General features: G+C 37.1%; 14 protein-coding genes. 4 read left to right on the forward strand and 10 right to left on the reverse strand.

Annotated elements, in window-relative coordinates:
* Nucleotides 1-15 precede the first annotated feature (15 nt).
* The 5 genes from DCO56_RS13775 to dinB form a co-directional block, all read right to left on the reverse strand.
* Entirely contained in the window at nucleotides 16-3,546 is a 3,531-nt protein-coding gene (locus tag DCO56_RS13775; RefSeq protein ID WP_108634334.1) for a SusC/RagA family TonB-linked outer membrane protein, read from the reverse strand.
* 119 nt (nucleotides 3,547-3,665) lie between these two features.
* Entirely contained in the window at nucleotides 3,666-4,838 is a 1,173-nt protein-coding gene (locus DCO56_RS13780; protein ID WP_181390548.1) for a FecR family protein, read from the reverse strand.
* 61 nt (nucleotides 4,839-4,899) lie between these two features.
* Entirely contained in the window at nucleotides 4,900-5,484 is a 585-nt protein-coding gene (locus tag DCO56_RS13785) for an RNA polymerase sigma factor (protein ID WP_108634336.1), read from the reverse strand.
* Between the two features lie 130 nt (nucleotides 5,485-5,614).
* Nucleotides 5,615-8,662: a DNA polymerase III subunit alpha gene (locus tag DCO56_RS13790; RefSeq protein ID WP_108634337.1), complete on the reverse strand. Its 3,048-nt coding sequence runs from the start codon at nucleotides 8,660-8,662 to the stop codon at nucleotides 5,615-5,617.
* 10 nt (nucleotides 8,663-8,672) lie between these two features.
* The gene (dinB, locus tag DCO56_RS13795) at nucleotides 8,673-9,821 is read right to left on the reverse strand and encodes a DNA polymerase IV (protein ID WP_108634338.1); all 1,149 of its coding nucleotides are present in this window, start codon (nucleotides 9,819-9,821) and stop codon (nucleotides 8,673-8,675) included.
* 77 nt (nucleotides 9,822-9,898) lie between these two features.
* Between dinB and DCO56_RS13800 the strand changes: the two genes are divergently transcribed.
* Nucleotides 9,899-10,666: an XRE family transcriptional regulator gene (locus DCO56_RS13800; RefSeq protein ID WP_108634339.1), complete on the forward strand. Its 768-nt coding sequence runs from the start codon at nucleotides 9,899-9,901 to the stop codon at nucleotides 10,664-10,666.
* A 115-nt stretch (nucleotides 10,667-10,781) separates the two neighbouring features.
* Here DCO56_RS13800 and DCO56_RS13805 read toward each other — a convergent pair whose 3' ends face one another.
* The 5 genes from DCO56_RS13805 to DCO56_RS13825 are packed head-to-tail and all read right to left on the reverse strand — an operon-like array spanning nucleotide 10,782 to nucleotide 20,276.
* Complete coding sequence (locus DCO56_RS13805; RefSeq protein ID WP_108634340.1) at nucleotides 10,782-11,216, reverse strand: DUF4844 domain-containing protein; 435 nt, start codon at nucleotides 11,214-11,216, stop codon at nucleotides 10,782-10,784.
* 14 nt (nucleotides 11,217-11,230) lie between these two features.
* Entirely contained in the window at nucleotides 11,231-11,695 is a 465-nt protein-coding gene (locus DCO56_RS13810; protein ID WP_108634341.1) for a hypothetical protein, read from the reverse strand.
* A 2-nt stretch (nucleotides 11,696-11,697) separates the two neighbouring features.
* Nucleotides 11,698-15,312, reverse strand: a complete 3,615-nt coding sequence (locus DCO56_RS13815) for a DUF6443 domain-containing protein (protein ID WP_108634342.1) — start codon at nucleotides 15,310-15,312, stop codon at nucleotides 11,698-11,700.
* A gap of 9 nt (nucleotides 15,313-15,321) precedes the next feature.
* A complete protein-coding gene (locus DCO56_RS13820) occupies nucleotides 15,322-18,675 on the reverse strand; it encodes an RHS repeat domain-containing protein (protein ID WP_108634343.1) in 3,354 nt (1,117 codons plus the stop codon).
* Nucleotides 18,676-18,677: 2 nt separating this feature from the next.
* Nucleotides 18,678-20,276 (reverse strand): T9SS type A sorting domain-containing protein, encoded by a 1,599-nt coding sequence (locus DCO56_RS13825; protein WP_108634344.1) that lies wholly within the window; start codon nucleotides 20,274-20,276, stop codon nucleotides 18,678-18,680.
* Between the two features lie 541 nt (nucleotides 20,277-20,817).
* Here DCO56_RS13825 and DCO56_RS13830 point away from each other — a divergent pair.
* From DCO56_RS13830 to DCO56_RS13840, 3 genes are all read left to right on the forward strand, one after another.
* Nucleotides 20,818-21,294, forward strand: a complete 477-nt coding sequence (locus DCO56_RS13830; protein ID WP_181390549.1) for an RNA polymerase sigma factor — start codon at nucleotides 20,818-20,820, stop codon at nucleotides 21,292-21,294.
* A gap of 102 nt (nucleotides 21,295-21,396) precedes the next feature.
* The gene (locus DCO56_RS13835; RefSeq protein WP_108634346.1) at nucleotides 21,397-22,227 is read left to right on the forward strand and encodes a FecR family protein; all 831 of its coding nucleotides are present in this window, start codon (nucleotides 21,397-21,399) and stop codon (nucleotides 22,225-22,227) included.
* A 161-nt stretch (nucleotides 22,228-22,388) separates the two neighbouring features.
* Nucleotides 22,389-25,475, forward strand: coding sequence for a SusC/RagA family TonB-linked outer membrane protein (locus tag DCO56_RS13840; RefSeq protein WP_108634347.1), 3,087 nt, complete (start codon nucleotides 22,389-22,391; stop codon nucleotides 25,473-25,475).
* Nucleotides 25,476-25,479: the final 4 nt, after the last annotated feature.

Below are 25,479 nucleotides of genomic sequence, written 5' to 3' on the forward strand. Positions count from 1 at the left end.
AATTAGGAATTGAGTTTAAAAATTACAATGGAGTCCAAACGTTAATGTTCTCACAGGCTTGTTCGTGGGAAAATCAGGATCTAATTTCATTTTATTCGATTTCCAAAGAATTCCTAAATTATTTGCCAATGCAAAAGCTTGTAAATTTGTTACTTTCAATTTCTTTAAGAATGTTTCATTGAAGCTATATGACAATCGAATATCTTGCAATCGAATATGCTCTCCTTTGGTTATCAGCGTTTCAGAATTCCTATAGTACTGATCTGTAACACTACTAACTGGATAAATCATCGAAGGAACGTTGGTCTTCATCTCATCTCCAGGGGTCTGCCATCTTTGATAATAGTCGCCATGACTTGCATAGTTATTATACAAGGTGGTATACATTATCGAACTGCGCCTAAAATAATAGCCGAAACGATATGTAATGTTGAAAGAAAGTTCTACACCCACGCATTTAAAAGTATTACGAAAGGCTCCAAAATATGGTGGCAATGCATTTCCATTAAAAATAAGATTAGTAGCAGGATCGAGTGCTAAAGAAGCTGTAATTTTAGTATATTCTGTGGAAGGTTGCCCTTCCAAGTATCCACGAGGCTGACCTGTTTCGGGATCAAGCCCAGCCCAAGGATAGGAATATAGACTAAATAAGGATTTACCCACAACAGGTGTATAAGTCGTAGGATTTCTATAAAGACTATTATCATTTAAAAAATTACTGATGGCTACTGGTCTCTGATATTTTGTCACTTTATCTTTGGCATATGAAAAGATTATATTGGTTAGCCAAGTGAAGTTATTTGTCTTAATATTTATAGAATTAAGTTCAATATCTAAACCTCTCCCCTCCATATTTGCCACGTTTCCCCTGTAAGAAGAAAATCCAGTTGTGGGATCTATAGCACCATTACCAATCAAATCAGTCCCTTTACGATTAAAGTATTCAATATTTCCTGACAAACGATTTCCTTTCATCGCAAAATCTATCGCTATGTTCCACATCATATTTTTTTCCCACCTTAAGTTTTTATTTGGTGGGTTAAGCAAATACGCTACTGGAAGATTATTAGTATAATTCATACTGGTCATTGCCGTTGTGAAGGCAGTTAGTTTTCTATCTACATTTCCGCTATATCCATAAGTTGATCTGAAACTTAATTCGGGTAACCAATCAATATTATAAAATGTTTCCTTGTTAATATTCCACTTGCCTCCCAATGACCAAAGTGGAACAGATTTCTGATTGGTTCGTACACCAAATAAATTGGACTGATCTATTCGGGCACTACCCGATAGAACATATCGTAAATCATAATTATATGCGGCATTGACATAGTAGGACCTCATTCTGTCGAGTGTTTCAGAATAATCATTTAAAAGGGTAATTGATTCCGTTATACCCTTCCCATATAGTTGAAATTGTGTCAAATTATCTACGATAAGACTCGAACCAATACTGGGATCAAAACCATAAAGTCTATTTGAAATACTATTTGCTGTTGTCTCACGAACTTCAAATCCTGCTATTGCATTTATCTGGTGTTTATTCCATTTTTGATCATAATTTAGTTGGAAACGCCCACTGAGAGCATTTAGCTCCGTATTGGTATTATCTAATATTCCTCCCAAAGGAATATTTCTAATTAATATATTGTCGATAAATGTTGAATATAGATTGATTTGATTCCTCATGTAGTAACTGTCCTTATCGTAGTAATTTCGACCTTTCCCCTTTTGACTTTCATATTGAAATCTGGCCTCAGCGGATAATGTTGGAATAATTGTGTATTTAATAGCGGCATTCGTGCGCATTTCAGTTTGCTTTGTTTTATTGTTCTGATATTGGAGTTCGTCAAGTGGAACAAAATCCCAATTGAGCAATCCATCCATGATTGCTTTTGTCTTAAGCACATTGCTGTGATCTTTTGTGACCACTGCGGGGCTTCCATTATCATCAACCAATCTTGCATAGGGATACATCTGTTCCTGTCCCATATTAGATAGCATGGAAATAACATTGGAGGTTGATTGGTTATTCTGGTTGTAAGCAAGGCCCGCAGAAATTTCAAGTTTTTCTATTGGACGGAAGACCTGATTGCTGTTCAAGCTTATCCTGCTGAATCCGCTACCCTTCTCAGAATTCTGGTTTTTATCGAAGCCTGCTGAGAAATAATACGTGTATTTATTTGTTCCTCCATTAAAGTTTAGCGCATACTGCTGCTTGATGCTATTTCGATAGAGATACTTGCTCATGTCATCCCGTAGATTATTGTTTCGGAGTGCATCAATCTGGTTGGTGGCTTGCTGTTCTGTCAATATTCCGTTTTTCTGATCATTCAAAATGCTAATCACAGGTGAATAAGGTCTGTTAGCAGCTGTATTACTGATGATTGTATTGTAAAAACCTTTTTCAAATAGCATCTTTTCAATATCTATGAAATCGGTTGGTTTTATTTGCGGTATATAATTTAGATCGGGCTTCAGCCCTATTGTTACATTGGATGTAAATCCGATGTTCATCGGCTGGTCTGTTCGTCCTTTTTTAGTTTTTATGACGATCACACCATTACCAGCACGAACTCCCCAGATCGAAGCTGCTGCTGCATCTTTCAAAATATCGATATCCTCAATATCATTCGGATTGATATTATTGATATCACCTTCATAAGGAAAGTTGTCTACGACAATCAATGGCTGATCGTTTCCGAAAATCGTAGCCTGTCCCCTGATCGTTAGTTTCGGACTTCCTGAACGCTCGTCAAATAATATAGAAGGTGCTATCCCTTTCAGCCTGCTGATCACATCGGTAGATACTTGCCTATTGAACGTTTCATTGTCAACCTTGGAAAAAGACCCCGTTGCTCTTTCCTTTGGAATGGATTGATAACCACTGGCAACAACTGATACCTCATCTATGACATTGCTATTAGTTGTCAATGTGATGCGGTCAATATTTTTCGCTGATATTGCCAGTGGTGCGTAGCCTAAAAAGGTAATCTGTAACTCTGATCCTGAATACTCTATAGGCAATTCAAAATTGCCGCTATTATCGGAATTCGTCACAAAGTTGCTGCCTTTAACCTGAATAGTTGCTCCTGCCAGGGCATTGCCCTTCTCATCGACTATCTTGCCTTTTATGGTTTCCTTTTTTTTTGGATTGACGCTATTCGTGGTTTTGCGCTCCTTCAAAATGATGATGCCATCCGCAATTTCAAATATGATCGGCTGATTCGCAAACAGAACGCGTAAAGTTTCTTCTAATGAAGCATTTTTCAGGTTAACGGTAATTGGTCCAACTTTTTTTAGTAATTCTTCATTATAGACAAAATCATATTTTGTCGCTTTCCGAATTTCTGAAATTGCAGTTGACAGCGGCGCTTTCTGCAAGGAAAGGCTGATCTGCTGCGCATTTACCGCTGTACCACTGGCAAGTAGCATAAAGAATAACGTGCTCTTTATACCTATGCGCAGAAGTTTCCTCCTGTGGGAAAACATATCTACCCACGGCGGAATGTTTTCCTTGTTGGAAAAATCATGTTTTTTCATAGATTTGTGTAGGGTTAAAATGTAATTTTCGTTGCTGGAAATTTATAATGTAGACCCGATCGCCGGAGTGCGCTAACACTCCGGCATATTTTCAGGCCAACATATGAAACTATAAATCGTTATTTCTTAATCACTATCCTCCTTCCTTTCGATAGTTTAATTTGTAAATCTGTAATCTTTTCAAGGGCATATAGCACACTGGACAGTTTCTTTTCTCTTGATATAGTGCCGTTAACTTTGATATTTGGCAGGTTACTATAATCTACTTCAACATCATACCACCGCTCAACCTGTCTAAGAACCTCCTGCAGAGTTGCTCCCTTAAACTGAAACTCGTTCGAAATCCAGGCTGTATAAGGTTCGGTATCGACGGAATTTACAGCAAAACCGTCATTGACAAGCCTGGCCTGTTGTCCGGGAACAAGTGTCACCATTGCCTTATCACGGCTACTCGTCAATTCAACACGGCCACTGACCAAGGTTGTCCGTATAGTTGCCTCATTGGAATAGCTGTTGATATTAAACTTTGTACCAAGAACCTTAACTTCCTGTCCATTCGAAGCAACGATAAAAGGCTTTGTTTTATCTTCTGTAACTTCAAAATAACCCTCACCCTGTAGCGCTACATATCTTTTCTTATCCGTGAATTTTGTCGGATAACGTAGAGAAGACTCTGCATTTAGCCAAACTTTCGTGCCGTCAGGAAGTGTTATCTTATACTGTCCTCTGCGGGGTGTGGAAAGTGTTGCAAACTGTACTTTATTCGCTGATATGCTTGTACCATCCTGATAGGAAGTGCCCTGCTCATCTATTTTTATGGCTTTCTTTGTACCTGAGAGATTGATGATCTGGCCATCCTCAAAGGTAAGGGTGGCTTTATCCGTGCCCGGAAGAATATCTCCTGAGATAGTAGTGGTGATCGCTTCTTCTGTCGATAAAACTTTATCTGACTGGTAATACTTATAAAGCCATCCGGAAATGGAAATCGTGAATAGAATTGCGGCGGCGGTCATCAATCTGAACCAGATACGCACTGGTGCAGGTTCATCAAGGATTTTATTGAATTTGTCAAGTTCAGCCTCGGTCGTAGAACCTGATTCCTTAAGTTCGACAAGATCGGCAGCCAAACGGTGTTGATCCAGCAGATGCTGGAAAATAGCCTGATTGGCTTCACTTTCTTCTATCCAGTCTTCGAGGAACTCCTTTTCCCAGGAAGCGAGCTTTTGTCCGGTAATATACTTATGAAGTAATTCCGTGATCTCAAATCCATCAAACAAATTTTCCTCTTTCATGTTTCGCATTTAATATAGAAACAGGAAACTAATAGAGGTTGTCCAAAAGAAAATGAAAAAATTATAAATAAAATAATAAAAGTGCGATTCCTTTATTTGAAAGGGTCTTTTTGAGTATAGAAATAGCCCGTGCTTTCTGACTGTTCACAGTACTGACGCTGATATCGAGTTCCTCGGAAATCTCTTTTGGTGTAGCTCCATCCATCAGTTTTTGCATAATGTTCCGACATTGTTCCGGTAAAAGTTCTATGGAATGGCTTAGCTCCCGAAGTACTTCTGTATGGATTATCTTACTTAAGATATTCTCTTCATCAAGTTCTTCGATGCCTTGGGTATACTTATCCAATCGGTTTAACCGTACCTTCTCTTTTTCTATCACATTCAGGCACTTGTTCTTTGTGGATATATACAAAAATGCCTTGACGCTCGCATAGCTCTTAAAGGTTTCCCGTAACTCAAATGTTTTGAGCATAACATCAAGAACAACATCCTGTGCATTGGCCTGATCAAAATTGAAAAGTAGTCTTTTTGCAAAAAATATTAAAGCCGGATGGTATAAGCTGAATATCCTATTCATGGCGATCCTATCACCGCTTTGGAATCTTACGAGCAGTGCCTTTTCTTCGATCTCGTGTCTGGATGTCATAATAAGGCTATTGATAGAAAAGTAAAGTTAGGTATTAAAAAACATTAAATGAAGTATCCCTTTATTTATCATGCTAATTTTTATAGATCCTCCATTAGAAAACTTCCTTTCATGAGTAATATTTAGATCCTTATAGGTTTTTCACTCGCGGAAGCCCGATTTCATGTTCCTGTGGATAAGGAGATCTAAAAGTCATACTCACATCTTCTTTCATTTTCTCCTGTGTTTCATACCGTTTCTCTTCATCGTGTGCATATCTTGGATCAGGAATAAATGGCATTTTCGCCATTTTAGTAATGGTAATAGTCGGAAAATGAAAGTCTACCTCCACAATTCCCAGAAGCAAATAACATCCCCCACCCTGAAATGGATATTTTTCAAGGCAATCTGGAAAATGAGCGGTGTCAAAATAATTACCCTCAACATCTATCCATGTACCAAAGTACATCGTTCCCCTTTTCGTCGGAACATGCTTTCTTGAAATCAGATAGGCAAGCATCTTCACTTCTTTCTTGTGGTAGGTGGTCAAATCTTTTGCCATCACTGTTCCTCTGTACTTTGTTTGTAGCAAATCAAAGGGCGTGCACGATACCGGAAAGCTCAAAATCTCGATCTCGTCAAACGCATCCTCAAAAATGTTCCTTTTCAACTCCGGAAACCTATATTCTTTTATGGGCTCTTCAAACAATGTTTCAAATCTCCTTTCGGGCTTATAGTCTCCTAGCAAAACTCGAGCTTTTAATAATAGTTCATTTTTCGGCACTCCACTAAAGCGGAAGCCACCAATGAAAATTAAAATCTGCAAAGTTTCAATTCCAATGGGTATTCGTTTTATAAAGTCTTCCATAGACTTATAATCACCATTCCGTCTCCTTTCTTCAGGGATCAATTGAGCAATCTTGGATCCCACTTTTTCTAAAAGCATGAGACCTAAATAGATCTCGTCACCATAGATGGTAGTTTCATATTCACTTTTATTCACGCAGGGATTCATGATCTTTCCACCAGACATCCTTGCTTCATGAATATACACTTCCGTCCGGTAAAAACCTCCCATGTTATTAATTGCTGATACCATGAACTCCAAAGGATAGTAGACCTTAAGATATAAACTTTGATAGCTCTCCACAGCATACGATGCTGAGTGAGCTTTACAAAAAGAATAACCTGCAAAGGATTCTATCTGCCGGTAGATCTCTGCACTTAAATCCGCTGGATGCCCTTGTTGTTTGCAAGATGCAAAAAAGTCATCTTTTACTTTTTGAAGTGCACTTAAAGACCTACCTTTTCCTGACATTGCTCTTCTTAAGATATCGCCATCGGCAGCCGAAACCCCGCCATAATGTAACGCTATCTTGATCACATCCTCCTGATAGACCATAATACCATAGGTCTCCCCTAGCTGCTGTTCAAAGACAGGGTGAAAATATTCAAACTTATCAGGGTTGTTATGCCTAAAAATATATTCCCGCATCATACCCGATTGGGCAACTCCGGGTCTAATGATAGATGATGCTGCAACCAATACCTTATAATTATCACATTTAAGACGCCGTAAGAGACCACGCATCGCCGGACTTTCAATATAAAAACAGCCTATCGTCCTTCCCTGACTTAAAAATTCATTGCATTTCCCTTCGTCCTTGGAAATTCTTGTATCTTTAATATTGACTTTTATACCTCTCTTTTCTTCGAGAAGCTTCACTGTATCGTTAATCGTGCCCAAACCACGTTGTGATAAAATATCAAATTTTTCAAAACCGACCTCTTCTGCCACGTGCATATCCCATTGTACAATGGGAAAGCCCTTGGGTGGCATTTCAAGAGCAGTGAAATTGGTAAGGGGTTCCTCGGAAATAATAATACCACAGGAATGCATGCTCCTCTGATTCGGAAATTTTTCTAAGAGTTTCCCATATTTCTGCACCTGCTGTACAATCTCATCCCGAAATACTCTTTCAGGATATTTAGAAAGTTCATCGAGTTCCTCCTTGGGCATCCCAAATACTTTTCCCACCTCCCGGATAATAGATCTATACTTGAATTCTACATTTGTTCCACAAAACGCCACGTAATCCTTGCCGTAACGGTCAAAGATATACTCCAGAATAATGTCACGCTCCTGCCAGCTCCAGTCAATATCAAAATCGGGCGGACTCTTGCGATTTTCATTTAGAAACCGTTCAAAATATAAGTCCAATTCCAAAGGACAGATATCGGTAATACCAAGACAAAACGCGACAATACTATTTGCTCCGCTTCCACGTCCAACATGCATGAAACCCAAACTATTGCTATAGCGAATGATATCCCAGGTAATCAAAAAGTATCCACTGAAATTTAATTCATCTATAACCTTTAATTCCTTATCAACCCTTATCTTAGCCTGTTGATGGTTCTTGCCATACCGTTTTTCTAGTCCTGTAAAGGCTAATCGTGTTAAAAGCCTGAAGTCATCTTTTTTGGAGCCTGTATAAAACTTCTTGTTACGTGGTGTCTCAAAAGAAAAGTCAAAACTACACTCCGAAAGAATAACATTTGTATTGTTTATGATTTGTGGGTAATTCCTGTATACATCTAAAATCTCTTTTGGTGATCGAAAATATTCTCTCTTGGAACAAACTTCATTTTCAGGTAATTTGGAAAGCAATTCGTTGTTATCAATAGCTCGTAAAATCCGATGCAGATTGAACTCCTTCTTAGTACTGAAGGTCACAGGATGTAAGATGACCATCTTTGGAATCAGTCGTTGAAATTCCGGTCGTATCAATAGATTGAGTTCACTCTCACAGATGCCTACATATTCATTATCACGAAGATTCTTAGGAATATTACGCAAAGGATAGATTAGAAAACAATTCGGAAAATCAGGTTGTAATGGTAGATCTACTCCATCACAGTTATAGGAAGTTAAAGCTCTATTCACCTCTCCTATTCCTGAGAATTCCTTTGCTATAACAATATAGAGCAACTCACTTCCTTTACGCACTTCAACGCCAACAATAGGTTTTATGCCTTTTTCTTCGCATTTCTTCTTAAATTCATAAATTCCTGTAACTGTATTGATATCAGTAAGTACGAGCTCTTTAATATCCAATGCAGATGCTTGGCATACGAGATCGTCGATGGACAATGTTCCATAACGTAAGCTGTGATAGGAATGACAATTCAGATACATAGTCGAGAAATTAGCGTGAAAAATTAAAGCCCACAGCTCTACCGACCGCATCTTTTCCAAAACGATTCTTAATACTATCCATCGCCTGATAAAGGCTGATGAGTTCCGCGTTGTCTTCAAACAAATTCATTTGATAACTGCCATGAACGAGATCGGTAAAACGTAATCCTACCAGACGAAGACGCATCCGTCTTGTGTAAACCTTATCGAATAGTTCCAACGCCACTCTTGCTAAGGTATGATCAGAAGAGGTATAACTCACACGGCTCTGTTTGGTCTCGGTATCGAAATTTGAATATCTGATCTTGATCACTACAGTTGAAGTCAGCCATTTCTCTTGCCGCAATTGATGTGCTAATTGCTCTGCCATACCTGAGATCAGACTTTTGACCTCGTAAATATTCATCGTATCACTACTGAACGTCCTTTCCTTTGATATTGACTTCCTTTCTGAATAGGGAATGACCGGTGTTTCATCAATTCCATTTGCTTTTTTCCAGAGGTCGGTTCCATTTTTGCCGATCATCTGTTGGAGGACCTCAACAGGCATTTCAGCTAAAGTGCCAATAGTCCTAATGCCAACTCTGGAAAACAATTGGAATGTCGCATTTCCAACCATAGGCATCTTTTTGATTGACAATGGATTTAGAAAAGAAGAAACGCCCACAGAAGGAATTTCACGATGGCCATGCGGTTTGGATTCGCCTGTACCAATTTTGCTTACAGTCTTATTCACTGATAATGCATAGCTGATCGGCAATCCTGTTTCTTTTTCAATTCTTGCTCCTAGCTCATTCGTCCATTTATATGCCCCGAAAAATTTATCCATACCAGTCAAGTCAAGATAAAACTCATCGATGGAAGCTTTCTCCATTACCGGTGCGCTTTCTTCAATAACTTCTGTAACAGTATGGGACATCTTACTGTATAATTCCATATCTCCCTTCACTACTTTAGCCTGTGGGCAAAGACGCAGTGCCATTTTCATCGGCATGGCTGACCGTACGCCAAATGTCCGGGCTTCATAACTGCATGAAGAAACTACCCCCCTATCACCACCGCCAATAATTAATGGGATACCATTAAGCTGTGAGTTTACAAGCCGCTCACAGGAAACAAAGAAGGTATCCAAATCCATATGCACAATAGACCGATTCATATTTACTAATTTATTTAGCAAAGTTGATAAGTTATTTACCAGTTTGTATTATATTTGTTGGTATTAATTTTACCAAAATGTCAACACTCTCTGATAACTTACGATACTTACGGATGCAGAAGAAAGGCTTCTCGCAACGGAAAATGGCTGAAGATCTTATCATTACGAGGGAACGATATGCCAAATATGAAGATGGTTCTACGGAACCACCACTCGAAATCTTGCTGAGATTGTCTCGCTATTTTAGAATTAGCATGGACCTTCTTGTCACGGTGGATCTACGTAAATATAAATTGGAAGAAATCCTGAAACTGCCAGATAACAGAATCCTGTTACCAATAAAAACTGATTCAATAGGAGAAAATCTAATAGAAGTAGTACCTTATAAGGCTTCAATGGGGTATTTATCTGGTTATGCTGATCCGGAGTATATAGAAAATTTACAAACTATGTCTCTCCCGTTTTTACACAATGGTAAATACAGGGCATTTCCTGCCGAAGGTGATTCAATGCCGCCCTATAAAGATGGGACTTATGTTATCGGACAGTATGTAGAACGTATATTGGATATCAAAGTCGGAAAAACCTATATCCTTATAACGAAAACTGGTTTTTTATTTAAACGAATTGAGTGCATTAACAGTACATCAATCACTGTTAAATCGGATAACTCATTTTACGAAAACTACGATATACCTTTCACTGACATATGGGAAGTTTGGCAACATGCTGGAAGCTACTCCCCCCAAGAATTGGAGGTAATTGATTTCACTAATGACGATGTAAAATCAATGCTTATAAAATTGATGCTGGAGGTTAAGGAACTTAAAGCTAAAGTTGGTTAGCCCGTTCATTTTTTGTAATCTCAAAATGTAAAGCACTATAATCAATAAACCCACTCTCCAAGTGGGTTTATTGTTATCAGCTAAATCAATTTTAAAGAACTTTACTACATCGGCTTTAAACATCGAACCCATACATCCATTCATTTAGTACACCTCCAGAACTTTCTAATTCTATCGCATCCATTATCTTTTCATAGTATCCGCAGATATATTCTCTATCTTCTGTATCTAAATTGTAAATGTCGAACTTTTTCAGACTCACTTTCATCAAATCTTGATATTGAACATCGCTAAAATTGTCCTCAGCACCTTTAATAAATTCATTAATAGTACTGTCAAATAAGTCCGATAGAGCTTTTTGGTTCTCTTTATTTTCCAAACCAGGATAAAAGGCCGTTGCTATAAACTTTGGCTCCTTTTTTAATTTCTCAAGACTTTCTACTTTCTTCATTGTATTATTATCCATGCTTTTATTACAACTATAAACAGCCAAAGTAAGTAGGAAAAGCACAACAAATCTATACACGAAACTTTTATTTAATAATTTCATTATTTCAATTTTGATTATATTATCCCTACCTCTTTGAAAAAATTCTCAACATCTATCTTGAACTTTTCTTTATCAAAATCCTTTAGTTTTTTCGGAAGCTTATCTAAGTAAGAAAAAGACTTTATTATTTCTCTTCCTAAAAGTTTCTTACTTTCTTCATCTGAAGAGTTTACAAATTCATCATACAATTCGTGGTCAAATTTGATGTCGTAACCATACTCTTTTACAATTTCCATCATTAAGCCAGTAAAACGATTTTTAATCAGTTTATAATCTACATAGTTCGGTTTTTTTGCTTTGTACAAATCTTCAAAACCCGTTTTTGTTTTAACCCCCAAAAAGCTTATGTAGAAAGTTTCAATATCTTCTCCGTAATTTTTATTTTTCAAAAAATTTTGTAATTCATCTGATATGTTTTGTACTAAAACTGCTTTTTTTTCAGATCCAGTATCTGTATATTGTGTTATTGAAAATTTCATAGTTATCTAAATATTTTATTACCTGGAGGAAGCGCTCCGTTTTGAAAAAAGTAATTATAAATCTTTGTTTTTTCCATCATCTTTATTTGTCTTTGCGTTCCACTAAATTCATTTACTTGTCTTACGCCTGGACCAACTTGCCTCAATTGAGCATCCGAATATCTATCACTTGAAGTTGTTTCACCATATTTCCATATTTGTCCGGAACTAAGATGCGTTGTTGATGTTGGAACAGGTGAACCCGAAGTCATTACAGGGTACTCTCCATCAGCTGTGGCTCTTAAAGAATATTGGTGTCCGGTTGGTCCATCAGGTTTTTCATCGATACGGGTCATTTCAAACTTCATTTTTTCTATTACCGATGCTGTTGCATAAATACCAAGAGTTCCTAGTGCTGCTACTGCTAAGGCAGGATTGCCGGCTCCACGACTTAACGTCAGAGAACTATAAACTAAGCCTTCTTTCAAACGTTCGCCTGATGTATCAACTCTATAATCAGCGAAATCAACACCCCCAGAAATTTCAGTGCCATTTTTCAGTACAAAACCGTGGTCACCTAATTGGTATGAGTTACCATCAGATGCAGTATAAGAAGCTTCTGCACTACCCGGAGCAATATGTTTAGCTCCTTTCCCATATGCAGTTTCTGCTTCTGACTGACTAGTAACTCTACTGTCATAGATGGTCTCTCCTAATTGTAGTCTTACCCAATCTGAATTTGACCTTCCATCCGGGTCTATAAATCTAATAGGATTATTGAATGCGTATGCATAAGGTGACCATCTACGTGTTTCCTCAGCAAGTGGGTCTACAACACCCCATCTTCCCAGATCAGGCATATAAAACCTTGCCCCATAATCATACATCCCAGTCTCTTGCAGTTCCTTACCATTATACTTGTACTGATAAGCATTCTGAGTTGTAACTGTATAATTATGCATTAATCCAAAAGGATAATAATTATTGACTTGTACAATTTCACCAGGCTTCCAGTAATCTATACATATAGGTAATTCAAATGGTGGATTCCAATTGCCACTACATTCACTTACATGATATTGTCTTGGTTGAACAATACCATCCTTATTCGTATCGCTATAACTCAGTCTTACGTTTCCTAAATGATCGGTATAGTTATAAATATACTTATTGCTCAAAGCATCAAAATACCCTTCCGAAGTTGGGATAATTCTCAGCTTCATTTCAGCAACTTCATTGGGATCTATAATTACTACACCACCATCTGAATTTACTTCTGATGGCATTGTACTTTTATACTGAAAACCATCCAGATAATTGGTTTCGATATCTCCAAAGAGCTTCTTTACTTTTACTCCATCTGCTCGGTAAACATAATTGGTCAATTGAGCATTCTGGCTAATCTGTTTGGGTAAATTTAAATAATTATACTGAATTGATGAAATACCTTTATCTAAATGTTTTGTCATGTTGCCATTTCCGTTTGCCGCATTATTATCGTATTCAATAACATTTGGATTCACGAAATAAGGATAGCCTGACGGATTTTGCTGCTCATCGGCGATTTTAACCAACCTGTTTCCTATGTAATCATACTTTAGGTTATCAACCTGCAGAGCTGTGCCATTTTGCAGAACACCTTCAGACCTTTTTAGTCGGGTTATATTGCCATTAAGATCATATTCTATTTTTTCAAAATATTCTTTAGATGCTTCACTACCTGCCTTCTGATAAAACCCTGCTTGCAGCCTGTTTAGCCCATCATATACGTAACCATATCTTTTTAAAGGCTCGTTTTCCTGTGTAGCTGTTTTCCAATCTACTTCAGCAATATTTCCATTAAATTTGGGCTTTACCTGTAACGTACCGTCTAAAGCATCAGGAGTTTCCAGACCTTCCCTTTCGTTGTATCTTATTTTATAACCGAAAAGATCCCCACCGCTTAAATCATTAGGATTGTTAATCTGCGTCATCCAACCCCGAATGTTGTACAGATAATCTATTTGCTGTAACCCGCTTCCAGAAACTGCACCACCAACCTTTTTGTACTCTAACTGCGAAAGTTCGTTATACATATTCTGAGCCAGATATTCTACAGGATTATTATCTACCTGATGGGTATGGGTTAATAATCTGTTCTGATGATCATAAGTGAAGTTTTCGGTAATCACTCTTTCGGTATCACTATCTAGTCTTTTGTGTTTGGTAATTACAATCTTTGGAGTTCCAGAAAAATCGAGCTCAGATTCTGTTTTCGTATAACCTCCCAAATGATTAATGGAATGACTTCCGATTGCTCTTCCTTTCGTATCATACCAAGTGTAATTTTTAGTCCAATTGTCTTCTTCAATATTTTTTACATAAGAAGCTGTAGCTAAACTTTTAGTACTTACTTCAGAAGTTGGATTGTCCGTCAATAACCCTGCATTGCTAAGTGTTGGCGTAAATGAAGGAGTTCCAGAAGGATAGGTGTCGTAATAATTAACTGAGAGTATACTTTCTATATTTTGAGGATAGGCGGTATTGCCATAGGGTATCTGCATACCGCTTTGGGTATATGTTCCCGCCGTTTCTGTATTGATTCCGTAGGTATTCGTAATCCAGCTCTGTACAGCATTGCGGTCTCCATTATCAATTGAAATACCCGTGTACAGAACTCTTCCAAACTGATCATATTTGGTAAAAAGCCATTTCTTAAAAGGCTCCTGGTTGGCATCTTGTGTTGCTACCAATCGGTCTGCTTTATCATACACCATATGTACCCAGCCTTTTCCAGGTACTTTCTTTTCCACCAGACGGTTTTTGCCATCATAACGGTACTCATAGCATAAATGACTTAAAACACCCGAATACATTTCTTCACCATCTGCAAAACCTTCCTTCTCTAAATCTTGTATCGCTTTTGGCGGAACCACAAAGGCCAATTGATTATATTTATTATACACATAATAAGTATCTGCGCTTTCAGTAGCACTCAGTACCTTTCTTACAAGAAGTACCTGACCTCGACCGTTCTTGAATTCAATAGTTTTGTTGCCATCTTCATCCGTAACCGTGTTTTTATAGAGTTGAGCAGTACCGTAAGTTCCACCGTTAAAAGCAATTGATTTAGTCGCGTTGTTCTCCCAAGTTGTTAGAGTGGTAAACTTCTTTACTTCTCCAGCAATATTGGCGTCATAATCAAATTTTACAGGCTTATCATTCCATGCTATACCAACCTGTTTTTGTTCTAAAACCCTGTCTAATGGCGAATTTTCAAATATTTTTTCAGCATAGATCTTTTCAGATCCATATATAAAAGGTTGAGTAGCATTAGCAAGAGGATTAGAGACAATGGCTCCGTTCAAAGTGTTGGACTGTGGAACGGGGAGATAGTCTTTTACCTGTCTTCCGAAAGCATCATATTCAATATGGGTCACCACATCTTTCGCTGTAGGAGATGCTTTGACATTCACGACTTGTTTTGGTCTTCCCAGACCGTCTAAATACTGAACAGTTTCAGAGGTTTTAGTGGGTTGATTATTTGCATCATAATCAAGATATATTTTTGAATAGACATAATTCTCTGTAGGACTCAACTGTGCATGTGTTGAGCCACATAAAAATAAAGCCCCTATAGGAATGAGTATTTTTTTCATATTGATGTTTTAGGGTTTATAGTTGTAGTTGAATTCTTTTAATAGTTTACCTGTTACATCCTTGATGTTTTGTAATCTGTTGGCAGAATCGTATTTATAAATCTCTCTGATCCCCGATGGTGGAGTGATACTTGTTACTCCTACTAATGGATCATAAGTATATGTAGTTAACTGTGCATTTTGTAATGAAGACTCTTTTCTGAAAATATCTAATTTACCTATCAAAGTCTGCTCGGTACCCGCATCAATATCCGCATTTGATGCCGAAATAATATCTGCTGCCAACGCATTTGCTACAGCATATGATACTCCAGTTACTTTTGCGATAGGTTGGGTAGAATTGTAGCCCCAGATAATAGATGTCACAATACCATCTTTTGTTGTGTATTGCAAAATATTTCCTTTAGAGTCGTACTGGTCATAAATAACTTCTGTTGAGGCTGTATTTTGAACATCATAAGAGATCACAGATAAAGGCAGCACTAAATTTCCAGTTTGAGCAGTTGGCAAAGCTGTTGGATAGATTGTTTCTATTTTTGACAAGGTTTCAGTTGTATTTCCAATAGTTTCGGTGTTTATTGTTTCCAATGGAAGGCTAATGATGTTCCTGTTGATCAAAAGTTGATTTCCTTTTTCAATTGCGTATGAGTATTTACTAGTTTGGCTGGAGTTATCTGGAAAAGTCGTTTTTTGACTTGTTAAATTACCTATAGAATCAGGTTGATTCAAATTAGCGTAAGTATAATCAGTTGTTGTTACAAGAGTTTGTCCTCCAACAAACTTAGATTTGGAGATGCTTGAAGGACCTGGATTATATAATGATAATATGGCTTTATAGGTTAAGTTATATTGACCGGGATTATACCCTTTTGTTTGCACCACTGGGTAGTATAGAGGCTGTACAATTGAATATAAAGGGTTGTGAAATGAAAAACTCCAATCTGAAGAACTCCCTAATCTTTCATGAACAGCATGTCCATATATTACTCCCCAATATTGTTTTTGATTGTAATAAATATTATATGCATAATCTTCCGAATCTACTAATTTAAAAATTTGGTTTTCATGAGCATAATTTTTAACTGATAATAATAATCCATTATATGTACCTCTTTCATCTTTAAGTTCAAATGGTTTGTAATGAAAAGAGTAATCTCTCTTATAGCGTATGGATTGTTGAGAACTTGTAATTTCAGTATGATATGGCCTAAAATCAAAGGGTTCTGCCCTCATCGAGGTTTTAATAAATAAATATTGAGGTTCTGTGTAAGTAGGTGTTGGAGCTTCAAGCCCTCTTCCAAACGCAAAAACATGACTGTAGACAAGGGTCGGAGCAACATTATACTCATATTCTTTTTTTATTATATTAACATTATTTTGTTGGGTTTCAGTTACTTTTTTGTAACCAATAAAATTATCGTCATATAGAGCATGGTTTCTTATCAATATATAAGCATTCAGACCATTTGTATCCTCCGGATCATAAAATTGTGAACCCGGAACCCCATTACTTCTTTTTCTTAAATCAAATAAATTTGGTCTTTCTGTTAGATATCCCCATGATTTATTTGGATTATTCTCATCATGATAAGAATAATCCGTTGCATAGACTCCTCCTTCATTATCTCTGTTAATAATCGATTTTATTCGTAGACCTCCCGCATAATTATAGCTATTAGTACTGTTCATAAAAAAAGATATTTTTGATGCACTGAGGTCATTTTGGAAAGATGTTACGGGATCATACGTATTACTTTCATATATGAATTCAGAAGATCCTTTTGTAGGATAAATAATCTTTTTAAGAAGCATTGAATTGGTGACTGATGGATTCACATTTCGATTACTTCCTGGTATATGGACTGTTGTTTCAGTTCCTGTATAATAAGTAACCATCGAGTTACCACTAGAATTAGGTACAGTCAAATCAAAATCAGGAAAAAGATGTGGATTATTATTTACTCCGTTAAAATAGCCCCAAAGATCGACAGCTGTCGAGTTCTTAGCAGGTACATTTTGATCATAATACTCAAAATTTTGGGAGCTTATTAGATTATTATCTCTATCCAATATTTGAACTGAAGTAAGTTTTAATCTATTATTCAAATATTTTTGTCTTTCTGCAAACCCGTTCATGTTTTGTTGCCACTCACCTAAATCAGTCAATACCGAATTATAATTTGCAACAAAGTATTCATAATTTAATTTGATTGTTTGAATCAAAGCGTTCTTATTATCTTTTATGAAAATTTTTGATATTTTCTTATCCTGATAAATGTCTTCTCTGTTTTCATATTCAAATTCTATGATGCCTTGAGGAAACTGTATTTTCTTAACTAATTTAGATTTAAAATATTGCAGACCTTCATACGTTTTACTCTCACCAAATGGAAATGTGCCACAAGGCGAAAGCCCATTTAAACCACCACAGTCGTTATATAGACTAACGGGCATACCTGCATAGTCATATAAATTGTAAGATGGAACTGTTTCCAGAATGTCATAAGTAAATTTGATCTCATTACCTGTTCTGGTTTTAATTTTACTTACATACCAAGCATTATCAATATAAGTCGGAAATAAACCTGTATAATGATATCTTTCAAAATCATCAAATGTATAGGTAGTGCCTTCCTTATCTATAATTTTCATTTTTTTCATAGTAGCCTGGCCTAAATAGTCTAGAGAATCTAAAACTTCAATTTTCAAATTATCTTGCAATTTTTCCAAAATTGGTTTTTTATTTCTAGCGAATATAAATTTCCCTGAAAATTTTGGAATACTATAGCTAAAGTTATCAGGCTGAAAATCGATATTTTCCCTAGTGTAATAGCTATTGTTTGTATATTCATCCAGTTTATAGTCAGTGGGCATAATCCGAGTGTCCAAACCTAGTTTTAACTGGCTTTGAGGACCATGCATATAACCTGTAAAATCTGGAACCAGACTTCCATTATTTGCTCTTGCATTAAAATACTTACCGTTTGCATTAACACTACCGACGGCAGAAGATGTCGGATTTCCAATAAAATCATCTTGTCCAATCATAGACCTGCTAATAAGCCCAGGAAATCCCAAGCTCCACCCTAAACCAACTCGTGTTGCTTCTTCTTTTACTTTGATTCCTCGGGTATTGTAATTTAAAGAAATAGGAAATTCAAAATCACCTTCTTTAATAGTGTATATTGGAATGGAAACATTTGCAAGGCCAGAATAAGGTGTTACAGGAACTTGACCATAGGTTTGAATTTTAGTAACATCAGGTGATGTTGGATATGTTACTGGAGCATATCTATTTGTAGATTGCCCATAAATAATCCCGCATAATAGTACATAAAATAATAAAATTTGTTTCTTCATCATGTTTATTTTTTAATCAATTTCGCATTCGCCGTTTTCTCGCTATCGGTTTTTATTACAATCAGATACGCTCCCTGAATGAGGTTCTGTGTATTGATCTTCGTTACCTTGTTCTTGGTTTTCAGACTCTGAAGCTGCCTTCCGCCCATATCATAAAGAACAATATCAGCTTCTTTAAAATCAAACCCTACCTCTACATAAGCATAATCTGAAACAGGATTAGGATAGATCTTTATATTCTGTTTTTCGATCAGTTGGTCAATCTGCTGATCTCCAAGTTTTACGATCTTCCAGTTCTCTTTTCCTAATTCTTCCGCACTTGTTCCTGCTAAAACGATCGAACCGTCTTTATTCATTTTCAGATCAGAAAGCCTTTCCTCTTTCTTTCTCGATTCTCCTTTTACATGTTTTCTCCACTGCTCGTTTCCGTCATTGTCGATATACAGCATCCAGAATGTTTCATCGTCCGCTTCAATTCTTCCTTCCGCCTGAGTGTAGCCTCCAAGTAAAACTCCTTTCGAATTCTTTCCATCTCCAGTGTTGATCACATTCATTCCCATCAGGATATCACGGTTCTTAAAGTTGTAAGATTTTTGCCATTGCTCTTCACCTTTTGTGTTTAAAGAGATTAGCCAGATGTCTGTTCCTTCTTCAATTCCAACGGTTTTGTTTCCTGATTTCTCAGATCTAGATTCTCCACCAATGATATATCCCGATGAAGTAAAAGCCATTGTTCTCAAATGGTCATCACCTTTACCTCCAAAATTCTTTTCCCATTCTATTTTGTTGTCTTTACTAAGCTTTATTACCCAGTAATCCCCTTCGCCGAAATTCTCAGTAGTTTTTGCGTTAAATTGTGCTGTAACAGAATTTTCTTTATCATCACTCGTAGCGGTTTTATTTCCTGTAGCCGAGCTGCTTCTCGAATAAATACCCAATAAGGCACCTCCGTCAGGTGTTGGAATCATCTTTTCTACTTCATCTAATCCTTTTCCGCCTAAAACTAATTCTGAAAGTATTTTTCCATTCTTATCAAGCCTTGTTACGGTCACATCTTTCGATCCGAATCCGTTGGCTGCATTCTGAACATTCCCGGCTACCATAAACCCAAAATCAGCGGTCTGAATCACAGATCTTGCTTCTTCATTCTGAGCTGTTCCTAAAGTCTTTTGCCAGAGTTCATCCCCGAATTCATTAATTCTGATCAGCCAGATATCGGATCCTCCTTTAGAAGAATCTTTTTTGTCTAAACCTTTTCCTGAATGCGATGTTCCTGCTAAAAGAAATCCACCTTCCTGCGTAGCAACGGTTGCCGATAAAAAGTCATGGTTCTGTCCCGAGAAATACTTTTCCCAAACCTCTTCTCCTTGTTGATTGAGTTTGACTAAATGAAAATCATAGCCGTTGTTTTGTTTGTTTTCGGAACTGATTTTTTTAGATTGAATCGAGCTTCCAGTAATAAGGTATTGTTGATCGACCGTTGTGGTGACTTGTGAGAGAAAATCCTGAGTAGAGGACTTAATATCCTTCTGCCATACTACATCCTGAGCGCAGAGCAAAGAAACACTACCGATTAGCAGTATACTCAAATAGAGCTTTTTCATTATTCGTATTTTAAGTAAAAATTTTTGCAAAATTAAACACATGGTTACAATTATTTCTCAGGGAAAACCCTGAATTTATTTTGCGAAAATAAATCTGACAAACGACAAAACTTGACGTGTTAAAAAAAAGAAAATAGATAGATTAGATTATTTTTTTGGATCGAAACAGTTCATAAAGCTCTTTTATAGTGCACTTTATATTGGAAATATGCAACTAAAAGCATGTAGTGTGATTTATAACTTTAATTTAGAAACGAGGCATGAGTACTTCTTGGCTCAGGAACAGCAATTGATGACTTCATAACTCCATTCAAAAAAAGACTGACTAGCAGTAGCAGCGATTTTCAAAATCCTTACTATATATTAGTATTGTATAAAATCTATTTAATGCAATTCTATTCAAGCAAATACTCTTTTTATTGCAAATCCAGCACAAAACATGACCCATTTAATAAATTATAGTTAATTTTGTGTAATACAAGTCCTTCTCAAAACCTAGACAATGACTTTCTTTTCTAACAATCTAAACCATGCCGAGGATATGTTTCAAAAAATGTATGAGACATATAGGGTACGTGTTTTTGATTATATAGCAGGAAAGGTAAAGGATAGAGACGACACTTGTGATATCATGCAAAATGTGTTTTTTCATTTATGGCTCTATAAAGAATCACTAGATATCAATACGGAAAATATAATATTTAAAACCTGCAACCAGGAAATTTCAAACTTCTTTGCACTAAAGAAGAAACAACCTTCAATAAGCAACAGCCAAAATATCGAAATTCCGGACGAATCAGCCGATCAGTTAAAAGAGCAATACGATAAAGAGGAACAATTAAACACGATACAAATTAATATTGAATTGCTTCCAGCACCCAGAAAACAAATTCTGACAATGAATAAGCTCGAAGGGATCTCTCAGGAGAAAATTGCTGACCGATTGAATCTTTCCAAAAAAGCTGTTAAAAAACAAATCTCAAAAGCTATTCTATTTCTTAGAGAATCAGCAAAATAATTCTTAAAAAAAGTTAAACTCTCTTAAAAAGCGTTAATTTTTGTTTCCAAGGGGGGGCCTTTTTTCTACTTCTTCGGTAATATATAATAAAGACCCTTTATTATGAATGATAAAGAAAACCGAATTGACCCTCTTTCTGATCAGGAAGCTAAAGAAATGTGGCAGGATATCCTATCCCGCATACGAATTCATGAAGCTAAGAAACGAAAAACGAAAGTTATCCAATTTTCGTGCGCCATAGCTGCAACTATTCTCTTATTAATAGGCGGTATCCTAACCTACAGATTGTATTTATCACCGGATGTGTATTATGCGATGGAAAACAGTATAATGATTACATTAAAAGATGGCTCTCAAATTACTCTTTCTAAAGGTGCAAGATTGACCGTCGAGAAATCATTTCCCTCAGATACACGTGATGTAATACTTGAAGGTGATGCTTTATTCAAAATAACCAAATCTAAAGAACACCCATTTATTGTGCATGGAAATGGATATAGGACGAAAGTACTTGGAACGGTTTTCAAGATCACACAGACAGAAAAAACGTTTAATGTTGACCTTTATGAAGGAAAGGTGCAGGTTGTTAAAAATGAAACACCAAAAGAAGTTTTCGTTTTGCATCCCGAGGAAACCTTTTCTAATATGGGCTCTCCAAGAGTAGTAACTATTTCAGCTACCAACAAAGAAACAAAGAAAGTAAAGAGTGCTACTGCTACCCTGTCATTCACTAACATGCCGTTATTGGAAGCTGTCACTATTGTTGAAAAAACTTACGGAATAAAAATTAATTATCCCGCTGACCAAGCTACTTCGGTAATTTCAGTTAACATGGAAAATACGACTGCGGACAATATGGTAAAGTTTATCGCGGCCCAACTCGACTTAAATAGTAAAAAAAATAATGAGAAAACATTTGAACTGGAGGAATAGGCTTTGGTGCCTGATAACTCCTGCGATGATCCCCGACCCCTAGTTGCCGACAAAGGTTGAATATATTATAAAAAAAGACCGACGGTAGCCCCCGTCGGCCAAGTATTCACCCTTAATAACACTTAACGGAATTATTAACTTAATAAATACACTGCAAAAATATGAAAATTTTATGCACAGCCGCCGTATTTCTCTTAATTGGCGGACAGGGGCTCCAAGCCCAACAAAAGCTCTCAACTAAGAGAGTCAATTTTGAAACCGGTAAAACCTCTGCCCTTGATGCGGCTGAGAAGTTTATCACCGAACATGTTAGGGAATATGGGTATTCCAGTGAAGATCTTAAGAACTATATGGTTCAGCCGACCAAATGTAAAAATGAACTTGTCCTTGACTGTTTAAAAAAGGTTTTAAAAGATGTCCCTGTAGAAGTTCTACTTTTTGAGGATAATGCCCTTATTATCCGTAAGAAAAAGAATAAATCGACCTCATCCTTACAAGAGACAATTGCTCCCGTCATAGCCCAAAAAGACACCCTTAACGATCTTCGTACAAGGCAAATTGAGGAAACGATACTGGTTAACGCTGGCTATTACAAGGTAGCGGACAAGAATCGAACCGGAAGTATTGCTAAAGTTAGCGCAAAGGACATTGAGAACCAACCTGTCACCAATGTATTATCTTCGGTACAAGGTCGTATGGCAGGGGTTAACATTGTACAGAATAGCGGTGTGCCCGGTGGCGGGTTTGACATTCAGATCAGGGGACAGAATAGTTTGCGTACCGGATCGTTTACAACACCGAATGGTAATACCCCTTTGTATGTTGTCGATGGAGTGCCAATAAGTGAAATTCCATCTTCGCAAATTTCTTCTGTAACTATACCAAATGGCAGCATAAGCCCTCTAAATAGCATTAATCCCAATGACATTGCAAGTATCGAGGTCTTAAAGGATGCTGATGCAACCGCAATTTATGGTTCACGAGGTGCAAACGGAGTAATCCTGATCACGACAAAAAAAGGAAAAACTGGGAGGGTAAGTTTAAACTTTTCAACCAATTACGGAATCAGCGAAGCTGTTTCAAACCTAAAGTTATTGAATAAAGACGAATACCTTCAGATGCGTCGTGATGCCTATGCAAATGATGGTATTACAACTTACCCTAGCAATGCATATGACATCAATGGCACATGGGATCAGAATCACGAAACCGATTGGATAAAGACCCTGATCGGGAAAAAAGCAGCACTAAGTAATACCCAGCTTTCATTAAATGGCGGTAGCGAAACAACGAATTTTATGGTGAGTCTCGGGCATGATGAACAGACTACAGTATTTGGACAGGGTTTTAAGTATAGTAGTAATACTTTTAATTCAAACATTTCACATCGTTCTACTGACAATAAATTTCAAATCAGTGTTTCGAATATGTTTAGTCAGCAAAAAAACAATATGATCAGGACAGATATGACAAGAAATGCGTATTTACTAGCACCTATTTCGCCTCAACTTTATAATGACGATGGTGGTCTGAACTGGGAAAACAACACTTTTACAAATCCTTTGGCTGCCTACAACGCTTCTTACGATAACGACACAAAACTATTCCAAACCAATTTAAATACAGAATATCGAATCTTTAATGATTTAAAGCTAAAACTGAATTCAGGAGTGAATTATACCACTGTTGAAGAATTATCATTAACACCAAATACGGTATATAGTCCTTATTTGGCGACTGGAGCTTCTAGTACCAGTTCTCAAGCACATAAAAAATCCCAAGAACTATTTTCTTTTATTGCTGAACCTCAATTAAATTGGCAGAAAAACTGGAATAATCACCATTTGGAAGCACTTATAGGAGGAAGTTTTCAGAGAAATCTTAGAAAAGCGGACGAAAGGCTCGGAATTGGTTTTGAAAGCAACCAGTTTATTACCAACATTGGTGCTGCAAAAACAGTCATGACCTTGGAAGATTCCAATATCGAATACCGCTATGCTGCTTTATTCGGAAGGCTTAATTACCAATATAAAGGCAGGTATATCCTCAACCTTACAGGAAGACGGGACGGTAGCAGCCGCTTTGGTCCGAACAACAGGTTTGCTAACTTCGGTGCAGTGGGTGCGGCATGGCTTTTCTCAAAAGAGGCTGGCGTACAAGATCTTACATGGCTCAGCTTTGGTAAACTGAGAGGAAGTTATGGTTCAGCAGGCAGCGATAACATAGGTGATTTTCAATATTTAGATAACTACGCCGTTTCTTCATCATTAATTTATAATAATACTACGGGCTTATCTCCTACCCGTCTCTATAATCCGGATTACAGCTGGGAAATCACAAGAAAACTAGAGACGGCTCTGGAACTGGGCTTTTTCAAAAACCGTCTCAACCTTACAACAGCATGGTATAGGAACCGTTCTTCCAGTCAGTTAGTCGGTTACCAGTTATCAGCAGTAACAGGATTTACAAGCGTAATAGCGAATCTTGCAGCAACAATTGAGAACACAGGTTTTGAAGTAGAGCTGTCGGGAAGCCCTTTGATTGGGGATAAATTGAAATGGGAATCGGGCTTTAATATTAGTTTTCCCAGAAACAAGCTTTTATCTTTTCCGGGACTTGCAGGTTCCTCTTACGCTAACCAATATGTGATAGGACAACCAACTAATATTTTAAAGCTATATCAGTTGGATGGAGTTAACCCTTCTACCGGTCAATATCAGTTTACAGACTTTAATGGTGACGGAAAAATATCCTCACCAGATGACCGACAGGTCATAGAGAATCTCGGGGTCAAGTTTTTTGGAGGATGGAACAATAACTTGACTTACAGAAACTGGAATCTCTCTATTCTTTTTCAGTTTGTAAAAAAGAGAGGGCTTAATTATAATTCGGTTATACCTATGCCAGGGCTAATGAATAATCAGCCCGTTGAGGTTCTAAATGTTTGGTCACCAGAAAACCCTCACGGTTTATACATGCCCTACAGCACCAAAAATTCAACGAGCCATGCTTTGTTCCGCAGTAGTACAGCTACTGTTTCAGACGCTTCTTTTATCCGTTTAAAAAATGTGCATTTAGCTTACAAGCTCCCCTTAAAAAGCAAAGTCTTTAAAAATGTTACGATTTACTTTCAGGGCCAGAATCTTTGGACATGGACCAAATTTTTCGGGGTAGATCCTGAAGCAACAACACCAGGCTACTTACCACCATTGAGAACCTATTCGTTTGGGGCTCAATTTAACCTTTAAAATT

The sequence above is a fragment of the Sphingobacterium athyrii genome (assembly GCF_003071065.1).
Lineage (GTDB): Bacteria > Bacteroidota > Bacteroidia > Sphingobacteriales > Sphingobacteriaceae > Sphingobacterium > Sphingobacterium athyrii.